Here is a 12873-nt window from a genome sequence, read left to right as displayed (position 1 = left end):
TAGAGAACCTACATACTAGTTATCGTCGTGAAGGTGCTTTGCTTGAGGGGTTTTTTGGAAATTTTTAGTGGCAGCTTGCCAGCCCTTTATTTTCAAGGCGTTAGCACTTCTTTTTGGCGCCAGAAAAACGCAAAACGCCCGGAAATTTTCGTTTCCGGGCGTTTTTTATTTTTAGGACAGCCTGTGGGACTCAGCCGCGATAGAGAATCGCCGAGCCCCAGGACAGGCCCACACCGAATCCACTGATGGCCACGCGCGTCCATTTGGAGTCGACCACGTGGTTCTGCAGCAGCAGCGGGATACTCGACGACACCGTGTTACCGGTCTCGAGCATGTCCTTGACGAACGTGGCCGAGCCACTTTCATCGAAGCGACGCGCCACGGCATCGACGATGGCCGCACTGCCCTGGTGAATGCAAAACGCATCGATATCGCCGGCCTGGAGATTCGACTCCTCCAACAGCTCGTGCAAGTGCGCCGGGACTTTCAACAAAGCGAAATTGAAGACCTGGCGGCCGTTCATGAAGAACACGCCATCGCTGACCTTGAGGTGGGGCGCGCCGGCACCGTCAGTACCGAACTTCGACTTGCCCAACTGCCAGATGGCGTTTTCGCCCATCCAGGTCGCCGTGGCGGCATCGCCAAACAGCATGGTGGTATTGCGGTCTTCCGGATCGACGATCTTGGAGTACGGGTCGGCGGTCACCAGCAGGCCATTTTTCAACCCTGTCGCTTCCATGAAGCCCTTGAGAGCATAGATGCCGTACACGTAGCCGGAACAGCCCAGGGAAATATCGAAAGCGGCGACATGGGTCGGCAAACCCAGCTTCTCCTGAACGATTGCTGCCGTGTGCGGCAAACCTTCCTCATCACCGTTCTGGGTGACAACGATCAAGCAATCAACGGATTCCCGCTTGAGCTCAGGGCTGGCGGCGAACAGCGCATTTACGGCTTCGACACACAGATCGGAAGTTTCCTGCTCTGCCCCCTTGCGCGGCAAGAACGCCGAGCCAATCTTGCCAAGGATAAAGGTTTCGTCCTTGTCGAACTTTGCACCTTGGGCGTAGTTATCAACTCCGGCCGTCGGCACGTAACTCGCTATGTTTTTTATGCCAATCATTATGGCTTCCCAAATAATAAACAGCTGAACACCGCCGCTCGCTGAATCGAGGGGCGTCTACGGTCAGGGATCGGCCCCCGGAAAAGGTAACTATTCAAGAATCGTCTTGAGCGACCCATCACCTTCACCGCCCGCGGACAGGATACAGTGAAGATGCGCGTTTTGACTGACGGGTCACTGGAGATTGGGGGTTTATTCTATTTTCAGAGAGCGAGAATGTCTCCGCCCCCTTTTGAAAAGCCCAAAAAAAAGCCAGCTCCCTATGGAGGGGGCTGGCCGCGAACGGTCAAGACCGACTCAAAGCTTGTTGAACAGGCCCAGCTGGGAAATCTTCGAGAACGCCAACTGCGCCGCTTGCAGCATGGTCTGCTGCAAGGTCAGGCGTGTCAGCACTTCTGCCGGATCGGTGTTCTTGATCCCGTTCTGGGTCGAGTCGTTGATCAGGCTGGTGCTTTGGTTCTGTTCGCTCTGCATGTCCATGACATTACCCCGGGCACCGATGGCGCCACGCGCCAGGTCGACCTGGTTCTTGGCGTTGCCCAGGTTGGCGATGGCCGAAGCGATGGTATCTTCCAGGAAGCGCTGTGCCGCCGGGTTGCCTTGGGCCGGCGTTTCCAGGGTCTGCCGCAACTGGCTGATGGTATCGAGTACGTTCCGGGTCTGGTGAGTGTTGACTGCAATGTCAAACTGGTCACCTGTCGCCGGCGCACCGCCACCAAGGGTGAAGCTGACACCGGCGGCAGTCGCCACGCCCGCCGCCACGGTGCCGGAACTGACCGGTGTACTGGAGCTGGTCAATGGCTGGGCGTACAGGTCGAACGTGGTAGGGCTGGTGAATTTCAGCACCGCCCCACCCTCAGGGAAAAAGCTCTTGTAATCCGCCGCGTTGGTGACGGCCGACTGGTTGATCACCGCCGTCGATCCGTTGCCTGGTGCGCGGTTGGCGACAAAACTGTCAGGCTTGGCTGTCAGCTGGAAACTGTGGCCGGCAATCACCGCGTCGGCACTGGCGGCATCGGCGGGGTTGTCGCCTGGCTGGAATGTGATGTCCAGCTTGAAGATCGTACCGCGGAAGCTGATGTCGGAACCACCTTCCTTCTTCGGATCGAAGACGCCGCCCTGGGTCGCTTCGGCGGTCACGTCATTGCCCAAGGCATCGGTGATGACGAATTGGGTGCTGCTGGTGAACGACAGGGTGTAAGGCTGACCGCTGCGGAAATTCGCATCGAAATGCGCGTCGGAATTGACCAGGCCCTGCGACAAGGCCACACGACCATCGTCGACGGCCGGTGCGGTCATTGTCGTCGTGCTGCGACTGGCGTTGATCGCCTGCTGGAATACATCCCACCCGGTGTCGTTGAGGCCCAGCGACATCGAGTCGCCGATCTTCAGCTGCAGTTGGGTCTGGTCACCCTGGTAGCTGTAGGTGCCATCGCTATTGCGCACAAAAGGCTCGGTGTTGTTGCTGGCACCGGAAAAAATGTACTTGCCGTTGGCATCCTTGCTGTTCATCAGGCTCAGCAACTGATCCTCGGACGCGCCGAGCTCGGCGGCAATGGATTTGCGGTCGTCGTCGTTCAATGAACCGCCACCGGCACGTACCGCCAGCTCACTGACTTTCTGCAGCACGTTGTTGATGCTGTCCAGGACGGCTTCTTCCTGGGCCTGGGCCGTGTTCAGCGCATTGATGTTGGTGGTGTACTGGCCCAACATGGCTTTTTGTTGGTCGAGCTGCAACAGGCGGGCCGCGCCGACCGGATCATCCGCCGCCGTCTCCAGCTTCACGCCACTGCTGGCCTGCTCGGACGTCTTGACCAGATTGTTGAAGTTACGCTGGTAGTTGGCCGCCGTCGTCGCATAGTACTGTGCAGTAGAAATACGCATGTTTTACGGCTCCTTAAAGGGCGCTGATCAGAGTGTTGAACGTTTCCTGCGCAGCCTTGATGATCTGCGAAGACGCCGAATAATACTGCTGGTACTTGACCAGGTTGCCGGTCTCTTCATCGAGATCGACCCCCGACATCGAGTCGCGGGAGTTGCGCGCCTGAGTCAGGATGGTGCCGGTGGCCGTGGCATCGAGCTGGCCTTGCTTGGCCTGGGAGCCGACCGACGAGACCAGGGATCCATAGGCATCGGTGAAGTTCACGCCCGGGCTGGTGGCATTGGCGCCGACCGTGGCCTTGGTTTGCAGACCGAGCAACGCCTGGGCGTTGCGGTTGTCAGTGCTGCTGGCCGCCGTCATGGAGATGTTGAAGCTGTCATCCGCGGCAGGGCTGCCACTGAGAGTCACCGCCATGTTAAATGTCTTGGCGACACCGCCGCCGTCAATATACGGCACCGAAATACTCAGGTCGTTGTTCTGGCCTGGGACGATACTACCGGTGCCGATGCTGTTGCCCTTGGCATCGAAGGCTTCATAGGCGGTCGCACTGGTCATGAGCAGGCGAACCGGCATCGAATTCTTGACTGCGGTCTGTACTTCCAGGCGCTGGACCGGATCGTAGATATCCAGGACCGTGCTCAAGGTCGGTTGGCCGATTGCGCCGGTGCCGTCGTTGCCCGAAGCCTTGGTGGACGTCAGCGGAGCGGCGGTGGCCAAGGTCTTGGCGTCGGTCATGACGACCGTCATGTCCGAGGCGGAACTGCGAGTCGGAGTAATCTTGAAACTGTCGCCGACGTTTACCGGGCCGGCATTGAGGCTCAGGCTGAAGCCATCGATGACCGGAGCCGGTGTCGCGCCCAGGGTGAAAACGCCCATGTCGGTGTTGTCCGACAAACGACGCACACTGTAGCCCGTGGCACTGGTGAAGGTGACCTGGTAGTCGCTGGCCGTCAGTTTGCTGGTATCGGTGATGGTCACGTTCAGGTTGCCAGACGCCGGATTGTTGTTGGCGCTGGCAATGCTGCGTTGACTGATGGCAGTGGCACTGTTGATGTCATTGAACAATGCCGCGCCAAAGTTACCGTTCTGGTCCAGGCCCTGGCCCAATTGCCTGTTGACCTGGTCGGTAACCACCATGGCGATGCGACCCAGGCTGTTGACCGCTGGAGTCAGCACTTCATTGCGGTAGCGCAACAAGCCACCTATCTGGCCACCACTCGTCACGGACGTGATATCGAGCGTCGAACTGCCACGCGTCATGATGATGGCGGAACGGGTCGGGTCGTTTTTGTCAGCCGCTACCTGCAAGGTATTGGCGGTATTGCCGATGACCAGCGGCTGGCCACTGCCCAGGTAGATATCCATCTTGCCGTCGGTTTCGGTGACTTGCGTGCCTACCAGCGCGGACAGTTGACGGACAGCCTCACTGCGCTGATCCAGCAAATCGTTGGGCATGCCACCGGCACCTGATCCCGTGGCCTCACTGATTTTCTGGTTGTACGCCGCAACAGTCGCCGCCAGCTTATTGACCTGTTCGGTCATCGAGCTCAACTGGTCGTTGATGTAGGTGCCCTGTTGGGTCAACTGCTGGGAAATGGCATTGAAGCGGCTGCTCAAGCCTTGGGCGTTGGTCAGCAATGCCTGGCGCGCAGCGGTGTCGTTGGAGTTGCCCGCCAGGGTCTGCAGCGACGAGAAAAATGATTGCAGCGTCTTGGTAACGCCAGTGCCGCTGTCGGACAGCAGCTTGTCCACCTGCGAGGCCTGCCCCAGGTAGATCTGCGCGTCATTGTCCAGGGACGTGGCGGTGCGCAACTGTGCATCGAGGTAGCTGCTGTACACCCGGCGCACATCGGCCAGGGTCGTGCCGGTGCCGATGAACACATTGCCGTACTGGTTCGACGCCTTGGTAGTCTGCACGGTCTGCTGACGCGAATAACCGGCGGTATCGACGTTGGCAATGTTGTTACCGGTGGTCATCAACGAGGACTGGCTTGCGGACAGACCCGACATCCCGATATTGAGCAAACTCATGGTTCAGACCTTATAAAGTCGTGGTGGCGCCTGCAGAAGCGTAGTTTTGGTAACTCGTCATCTGCCGGGCTATGTTCGAAATCTTGCTGGCGTAGTGCGGATCGGTGGCGTAACCGGCTTTCTGCAACTCGCGTACAAACTGTTCCGGGTTATCGGCCGACTTCAACACATCTTGATAGCGACTGTTGCTTTGCAACAGGTTGACCAAGTCGTGGAAGCTGTCGCGATACGAGGCGTAGGAACGGAACTCGGCCGTCTCCTTGACCATCGCGCCATTGCGGAATTCGCTGGTGATCGCCCGCGCCGAATCCCCCTTCCAATTGGCGCTAGCCTTGATGCCGAACAGGTTGTGGCTGCTGCTGCCATCGGGCTGGCGCATGACCGATTTGCCCCAACCGGTTTCCAGGGCGGCCTGGGCCACCAGGTAACGTGGGTCGACACCGATGCGGTCGGCGGCTTCCTTGGCCATTGGCAGCATGGCGTTGACGAATTCATCGGCATCGCGGAAGGCCTTGCGCGCCGGTGCCAGCGGTGGCTGGGCCACGGCGCGACCATAAACCTGCATATCGCCTTTCGGCTCGGCAGCCTTGAGCGCGGCCAGCCAGTCGCCATTGGCCAGTTCGCCAGTGGCCGGCTTGACGGCGGCGACGGCGCGATCCGGCAACAGGTTCTGTGCGGGTACATCGGCATTGGCCGACGCCGAAGGCACCAGGCCGGCGAGCAGACGATCAGCCAGTTTCGGCGGCAAGGCCAGGCGGCGCTGGTTGAGCAACTCCATGTCGTTGCGGTGGACACCTTCAGCCCCCTGCGGCGCATTCACGGCCCGCGACGCCCACAATGGACGTTGGCCGCTGGTACGCGACAACGGACCGTCAGTAGGCAAGGTTCCGGCAGCCACCGGTGTCGGCACCGGCGCCTTGGCGACCTTGTCCAGTGCCTCTTGCTGCTTGGCAGCCGACAACGTGGCCGCCTCGCCGGGCGCCAGCGGTTTGTTCTTGGACATCTGGCGCAGCAACACATCGGCCAGGCCGATACCGCCGCCTTCGCGGGACATGGAAACGGCCAACTGCTGGTCGTACATTTCCTGGTATTGCTTGGCCTCGGGCGTATTCATGGGGTTGTCCTTGCCCAGGGCCTCGGTGGCCGAACGCATGGACTTGAGCATTTCACCGAGAAACAGCGACTCGAATTCCTGTGCCACTTTACGCAGGTTGCCGTCGCTGTTCTTGTCGCCGACCTTGAGCTGGTTCAAGCGGTTCAGGTCCGAGTAGGAACCCGAATCCCCGCTGATCAAAGCGCCCTTGCGCATATCCATGGCTCGCCCCTCAGATCACGATCAGGTCGGCTTGCAACGCGCCGGCCTGTTTCAAGGCTTCGAGGATCGCCATCAAGTCGCCCGGCGCCGCGCCGACCTGGTTCACCGCCCGGACGATTTCATCCAGGGTGGTACCCGGGCCGAACTTGAACATCGGCTTGGCTTCCTGTTCGGCATTGACCCGCGAACGCGGGACCACGGCGGTCTGGCCGTTGGAAAGCGGCCCCGGCTGGCTGACGATCGGGTCTTCGGTGATGGTCACCGTCAGGCTGCCGTGGGTCACGGCAGCCGGAGACACCTTGACGTTCTGGCCGATCACGATGGTGCCGGTACGCGAGTTGATGATGACTTTCGCCACCGCCTGGCCCGGATCGACCTCGAGGTTCTCCAGGATCGACAGGTAGTCGACTCGCTGGCTCGGATCCAGCGGCGCGGTGACGCGGATCGAGCCACCGTCGATGGCCTGGGCCACGCCTGGGCCAAGCATGTCGTTGATCTTGTCGACGATGCGCTTGGCGGTGGTGAAGTCGGAACGGTTAAGGTTCAGCGTCAGGCTGTTGCCCTGGTTGAAACCGCTCGGCACCGCCCGTTCCACCGACGCACCACCGGGGATGCGACCGGCCGACGGAACGTTGACGGTGATCTTCGAACCGTCACGGCCTTCGGCATCGAAACCGCCCACCACCAGGTTGCCCTGGGCAATGGCGTAGACATTGCCGTCGATACCCTTGAGCGGCGTCAGCAGCAAGGTGCCGCCGCGCAGGCTCTTGGAGTTACCGATGGACGAGACGGTGATATCCACCTGTTGGCCAGGCTTGGCGAACGCCGGCAGATCGGCACTGACCGACACCGCCGCGACGTTCTTCAGTTGTACGTTGCCGGAGCCGGCCGGCACCTTGATGCCGAACTGCGACAACATGTTGTTGAAGGTCTGCAGGGTGAACGGGGTCTGGGTGGTCTGGTCACCGGTGCCGTTCAGGCCCACGACCAGGCCGTAGCCGATCAACTGGTTGGAACGCACGCCGGAAATGCTGGCGATGTCCTTCAAACGCTCGGCCTGAGCGGTAAAGGCCGCCGACATCACCAGGGCACCGATCAACAGCTGCTTAAGATTCAACTGGGCCACCTAGAAAGGGAACTTCGGGCTGAGGAAGAAACGGTCGAACCAACCCGGCTGACTCGCATCGGCAAAGGCACCGGTACCCGAGTAAGTGATACGGGCATCGGCCACGCGGGTCGAAGAAACGGTGTTGTCGGTGGCGATGTCGTCGGCGCGAACCATGCCGGCGATGCGCACCAGTTCGTCACCGGTGTTGAGCGTCAGCCACTTCTCGCCGCGCACGACGATGATGCCGTTGGGTAGCACATCGGCGACGGTCACGGTAATCGAGCCGGTCAGGCTGTTGCTCTGGCCGGACTTGCTGTCGCCCTTGGTAGCCCGATCAGAGTTGTACCCGGCGTTGAGGCTCAGGTCGCCGCCACCGATCGGGTTGTTGGTGGTCAGGCTGGAGCCGAACAGCGAGGTCAGGCCGACGCTGGTTTCGCTGGTCTTGTCGATCTGCGAGTTGGCGTTCTTGCTGGCCTGGGTCCGCTCGTTCAGGGTGATGGTGATGATGTCACCGACCCGGAAGGCCTTGCGGTCGCTGTACAGGTTCTGTTCGAAACCGGCCTGGTAGATCGAGCCATTGTTGGCCGCAGCCGGCAATGGCGTGCGCGGCAACACCGGGGCGTAATACGGGTCATTGGGCCTGGGTGTCGGCGCGACACAGCCCGCGAGTGCGGTGATCCCACTCAGTGCCAGAACAGATGCGAAGCGTTTCATGACCCTACCTCTTGGTGTTGCAGGCGACCCTGGGGCCGCCCTGTCTACGTAATGACGGACGTTGCGACGCGATTACAGGTTCTGCGTGACGAACGAGAGCATCTGGTCGGCGGTGGAGATCACCTTGGAGTTCATTTCGTAGGCACGCTGGGTGGTGATCATGTTGACCATCTCCTCGACGGTGCTCACGTTGGAGGTTTCCAGGGTGTTCTGCAGCGTGGTGCCGAAACCGTTCAGGCCCGGGGTGCCGACTTGCGGCGCGCCACTGGCGGCGGTTTCCAGGAACAGGTTGTTGCCCACCGCTTGCAGGCCGGCCGGGTTGATGAAGTCGGCGGTCTGCAGGTTGCCGATCACCTGGGCGGCCGGGTTGCCTGCCACGGTGATAGACACGGTGCCGTCACGGCCCACGGTAAAGGTCTGGGCATCGTTCGGGATGATGATGGCCGGCTCCAGGGCGAAACCGCTGGCGTTGACGATCTGGCCATTGGAGTCGAGGTGGAACGTACCGTCACGGGTGTAGGACGTGGTGCCGTCCGGCTGCAGGATCTGGAAGAAACCGCGACCGTCGATGGCCATGTCCAGCGGCTGCTCGGTGGTCTGCAGGCTGCCGGCGTTGAAGTTTTTCTGGGTGCCGACGATGCGCACACCGGTACCCACTTGCAGGCCAGACGGCAGTTCGCTGTCCTGGGTCGACTGGGCGCCAGGCTGGCGTTTCACCTGATACAGCAGGTCCTGGAACTCGGCGCGATCACGTTTGAAACCCGTGGTCGAGACGTTCGCCAGGTTGTTGGAAATGGTCGTCAGGTTGGTGTCCTGGGCGGACAGACCTGTTTTGGCAACCCATAGAGCCGGAAGCATTCGATTCTCCTCGTACGCCTGTTTTTCGGCGCGACGCTTTAATTAATGGTTAGATCTGCAAGACCCGAGCCATGGCCTCGTCGCCTTCTTTGGCGGTGTTCATCATCTTCACGTGAAGCTCGAACTGCTTGGCCAGGGCCAGCACCGAGGTCATTTCATCCACGGCGTTGACGTTGCTCGCCTCCTGGAAGCCCGACACCAACTGCACGTTGGCATCGATGGGTGCCGGCTGGCCGTCCTTGGTACGGATCGAACCGTCCAGGCCCTTGGTCATGTTCTTGAGGTCCGGGTTGACCAGCTTGATGCGGTCCACTTCAGCCATCACACGCGGGCCTTCGCCCATGGCGCGGATGCTGATGGTGCCGTCCTGGCCGATTTCGATTTTCTGCTCGGGCGGCACGGCGATCGGGCCGCCGTTGCCCATCACCGGCATGCCGTTGCCGGCGCGCAGCACGCCCAGGGCGTCGACGTTGAGGCTTCCTGTGCGCACGTAGCTTTCGCCACCGTCAGGGTTCTGCACAGCCATCCAGCCCGGACCGCTGACCGCCACGTCGAGGTCGCGACCGGTTTCCACCAGCGCCCCCGGCGTGAAGTCAGTGGCAGGCCGCTCGGACATGGCAAACGCCCGCGCCGGAAAGCTGTCGCCGAACACCGGCATCGAGCGGGCCTGCTCCAGGTCTTTCTGAAAACCGTTGGTGGAAATGTTCGCCAGGTTGTTGGCATGGGCCCGTTGCGCCAGTGCATTCTGGCTGGCGCCGGTCATTGCCACATAAAGGTACTTGTCCACTGTCGTTCCTCTGCATGCCGGACGTTTGCCGCCCACTGCTGTGTTGCACAGCCTTAAGCAATTTGCAGACCAACTTTTTTCTGACGCGCCGCACCCCGGCAAACAAGGGGTCCAGGGTTGTGGAAGGGATTTTTGAAATGTGTCGAAGACGAAAAACCGGCGGTGTTGTGCCGGTTGGAGGCAATGCTTGTCCTTGGGTAATGGCCACTGCCGTCATCGCGAGCAGGCTCGCTCCCACATCGGACCTCCAGTGCTCCTGGGATTTGTGAGCAATCAATAACCTTGTGGGAGCGAGCCTGCTCGCGATGAGGCCCGCATGGGCACCGGGAGCAAGCAGCTATGACTCGCTTTTACCGACCTCATACTCACGCAACTTGTTGGCGATGGTGGTATGGGAGACCCCCAGCCGCTTGCCCAGTTGCCGGCTGCTGGGATGATCGGCGTACAGGCGCTTCAGCACGGCTTTCTCAAAACGCCCGACGATCTCGTCCAACCCGCCCTCAAGGGAAAAGTCGCCAAGGGGTTGGCGCACACCGTAGTCCGGCAGGCGAATATGCTCGGCCTTCACCGTGCCGCCGTCGCACAGGGAAACGGCCTGGAACAGCACGTTTTCCAATTGCCGGACGTTGCCCGGCCAGTGGTAGTGGCTCAGACGGTCCATCGCCGCCGGGGCCAGCTTGGGCAGCGCACAGCCGATCTGGCGGCTGGCCTGGTCGAGAAAATGCTCCACCAGCGGCGCCAGGCCATCGAGGCATTCGCGCAGCGGCGGGATGTGCAAGGAAAGGACATTCAAGCGGTGGTACAAGTCCTGACGGAATTCACCCCGGGCACAGAGTTCGGACAAGTCCACTTGGGTGGCGCAGATCACCCGGACGTCCAGGTACACCTCTTCATCGCTGCCGACACGCCGGAAGCAACCGTCCTGCAGAAAGCGCAGCAGTTTCACTTGCAGGCGCGGGCTCATCTCCCCTACCCCGTCGAGGAACAGCGTGCCCCCGGCGGTCAGTTCCAGCAGGCCGAGCTTGCCTTCGGCCCGGGCACCTTCGAAGGCGCCGGGGCCGTAGCCGAACAGTTCGGTCTCGGCCATGGACTCTGGCAGCCCGGCACAGTTGAGCGCCATCAGCGGCGATTGCCCGCGCGGACTGGCCAGGTGACAGGCGCGGGCCAGCAATTCCTTACCGGTGCCCGTTTCGCCTTCTATCAAGAGCGGCGCGTCCAGCGGCGCCATGCGCCGGGCCTCACGCACCACCGCCGCCATCACTTTGGAACTCTGGAAGATGCTGTCGAAACCGCGCAGCTCCTGTTTGCGCACGTTATAGATACGCTCGCCGACCCGGTCGGCCCGATGCAACGTCAGTACCGCGCCGGCCATGGCCTCGCTGTCGTCGTGCTCCGATTGCAACGGGGCGATGTCGGCCAGGAACACATCGCCCTTGACCTTGACCCGCAGCCCGTTGATCCGCGACTGGTTGGCGCGCACCAGTTCAGGCAAATCGAAATCCTCGGCGTAGCGGGACAGTGGAATCCCGGGCACCTCATCCACCCGCACCCCGAGCAACTGCGCCGCTGCCCGGTTGGCCGCGACGATGGAGCCACCCATGTCGATGGACAGCACTGGAAATTCCAAGGCGCCGAGCAAGGCATTGAGCTCCATGTGCCGACGCTCACTGGGCATCAGCCCTACGCGCTTGACGCCAAATACCCCGGCGATGCCTTCGAATTTCGGACGCAGCGCCTGAAACTGGATGTTGATCAGGTTCGGGCAGTGCAGATAAATCGCATTGCCATGTTCGCCACCGACCTCCCCCCGGGCGACGTTGATGCCGTACTCCACCAACAGGTTGAGAATGTCCCGCAGGATGCCGATGCGATTCTGGCAATGGACTTTGATGCGCATGAAAAGGCCCGATATCGATGTGTATGCAAGCATGGGAGTGGAGGCTGCTGCGCGGCCAGCGGGAGCAAGCTTGCTCACCACAGGTTTTCTGCATGGCAGCGCAAATAAACGTCAAGATTATGTGACAGCTGTAGGTCATTTCCCAGCCAAAAATCTCGGCAGCATCGGAGTAACGCTCAATCCGTAACGAAAACTTTACGAATTCACACCCTTATCGCACTTCATCCCTTCGTCTGCCTACTGCACACCTCCCTGCTTCGAGTTATCTCTAATGCATCGCTGGACATAAAAACAAACAGCCTTCCCCCTGAGGGAAATCAGCAGGAGAGCAGCATGAAGCAGACGCAGTACGTGGCCCGCGAGCCCGATGCGCAAGGTTTTATCCACTACCCCGCCGAAGAACATGCGGTGTGGAACACGCTGATCACCCGCCAGCTGAAAGTCATCGAAGGCCGTGCGTGCCAGGAATACCTGGACGGCATCGACAAGCTTGGCCTGCCCCACGACCGTATCCCGCAACTGGGCGAAATCAACAAAGTGCTGGGCGAGACCACGGGCTGGCAAGTCGCCCGGGTGCCGGCGTTGATCCCCTTCCAGACCTTCTTCGAATTGCTCGCCAGCAAGCAGTTTCCGGTGGCGACCTTTATTCGTACCCGCGAAGAACTGGACTACCTGCAAGAACCGGACATTTTCCACGAGATCTTCGGGCACTGTCCGCTGCTGACCAACCCCTGGTTTGCCGAATTCACCCACACCTACGGCAAGCTCGGCCTCCAGGCCTCCAAGGAAGAACGCGTCTATCTGGCGCGCCTGTATTGGATGACCATCGAGTTCGGCCTGGTGGAGACCCCGCAGGGCCGGCGCATCTACGGTGGCGGCATCCTGTCTTCGCCCAAGGAAACCGTTTACTGCCTGTCGGACGAGCCGGAACATCAAGCCTTCGATCCGTTGGAAGCGATGCGCACGCCATACCGCATCGACATCCTGCAGCCGGTGTATTTCGTGCTGCCCGAGCTCAAGCGCCTGTTCGACCTGGCCCACGAAGACATCATGGGCATGGTCAGGCGCGGTCGGGAACTGGGCTTGCACGCCCCGAAATTCCCACCCAAGGCGGCGTGAACCGCGTCTTTTAATCTCAATTGAGTCTGTTGCACAGCGCGG

At 60.8% G+C, this 12873-nt stretch carries 11 protein-coding genes; 2 read left to right on the top strand and 9 right to left on the bottom strand.

The features are described 5' to 3' along the window. Positions 1-190 precede the first annotated feature (190 nt). The 9 genes from AC30D9_RS16225 to AC30D9_RS16185 form a co-directional block, all read right to left on the bottom strand. Entirely contained in the window at positions 191-1120 is a 930-nt protein-coding gene (locus AC30D9_RS16225; RefSeq protein ID WP_307571529.1) for a ketoacyl-ACP synthase III, read from the bottom strand. A 297-nt stretch (positions 1121-1417) separates the two neighbouring features. Further along, a complete protein-coding gene (locus tag AC30D9_RS16220) occupies positions 1418-3004 on the bottom strand; it encodes a flagellar hook-associated protein 3 (protein ID WP_307571530.1) in 1587 nt (528 codons plus the stop codon). Between the two features lie 13 nt (positions 3005-3017). Then, a complete protein-coding gene (flgK, locus tag AC30D9_RS16215; protein ID WP_134923285.1) occupies positions 3018-5033 on the bottom strand; it encodes a flagellar hook-associated protein FlgK in 2016 nt (671 codons plus the stop codon). Positions 5034-5043: 10 nt separating this feature from the next. Next, entirely contained in the window at positions 5044-6348 is a 1305-nt protein-coding gene (gene flgJ, locus AC30D9_RS16210) for a flagellar assembly peptidoglycan hydrolase FlgJ (RefSeq protein WP_134923284.1), read from the bottom strand. A 10-nt stretch (positions 6349-6358) separates the two neighbouring features. Continuing rightward, positions 6359-7429: a flagellar basal body P-ring protein FlgI gene (locus AC30D9_RS16205; RefSeq protein WP_162488974.1), complete on the bottom strand. Its 1071-nt coding sequence runs from the start codon at positions 7427-7429 to the stop codon at positions 6359-6361. 45 nt (positions 7430-7474) lie between these two features. Further along, positions 7475-8170, bottom strand: coding sequence for a flagellar basal body L-ring protein FlgH (gene flgH, locus AC30D9_RS16200; protein ID WP_134923283.1), 696 nt, complete (start codon positions 8168-8170; stop codon positions 7475-7477). A 72-nt stretch (positions 8171-8242) separates the two neighbouring features. After that, a complete protein-coding gene (flgG, locus tag AC30D9_RS16195; RefSeq protein WP_053146447.1) occupies positions 8243-9028 on the bottom strand; it encodes a flagellar basal-body rod protein FlgG in 786 nt (261 codons plus the stop codon). Between the two features lie 49 nt (positions 9029-9077). Beyond that, positions 9078-9815: a flagellar basal body rod protein FlgF gene (locus AC30D9_RS16190; RefSeq protein WP_003199043.1), complete on the bottom strand. Its 738-nt coding sequence runs from the start codon at positions 9813-9815 to the stop codon at positions 9078-9080. Between the two features lie 337 nt (positions 9816-10152). Then, positions 10153-11712, bottom strand: coding sequence for a sigma-54-dependent transcriptional regulator (locus AC30D9_RS16185; RefSeq protein ID WP_490144402.1), 1560 nt, complete (start codon positions 11710-11712; stop codon positions 10153-10155). On the opposite strand from AC30D9_RS16185, the gene AC30D9_RS16180 reads away from it, so the two are divergent. Both AC30D9_RS16180 and phhA read left to right on the top strand, forming a co-directional pair. Then, positions 11711-11899, top strand: coding sequence for a hypothetical protein (locus tag AC30D9_RS16180; protein WP_490144401.1), 189 nt, complete (start codon positions 11711-11713; stop codon positions 11897-11899). The genes AC30D9_RS16185 and AC30D9_RS16180 overlap by 2 nt on opposite strands. Before the next feature lie 146 nt (positions 11900-12045). Further along, positions 12046-12831: a phenylalanine 4-monooxygenase gene (gene phhA, locus AC30D9_RS16175; protein ID WP_134923281.1), complete on the top strand. Its 786-nt coding sequence runs from the start codon at positions 12046-12048 to the stop codon at positions 12829-12831. Positions 12832-12873: the final 42 nt, after the last annotated feature.

The organism is Pseudomonas sp. DF11 (assembly GCF_058148565.1).
This window is presented reverse-complemented; position numbering and strand designations above follow the sequence as displayed.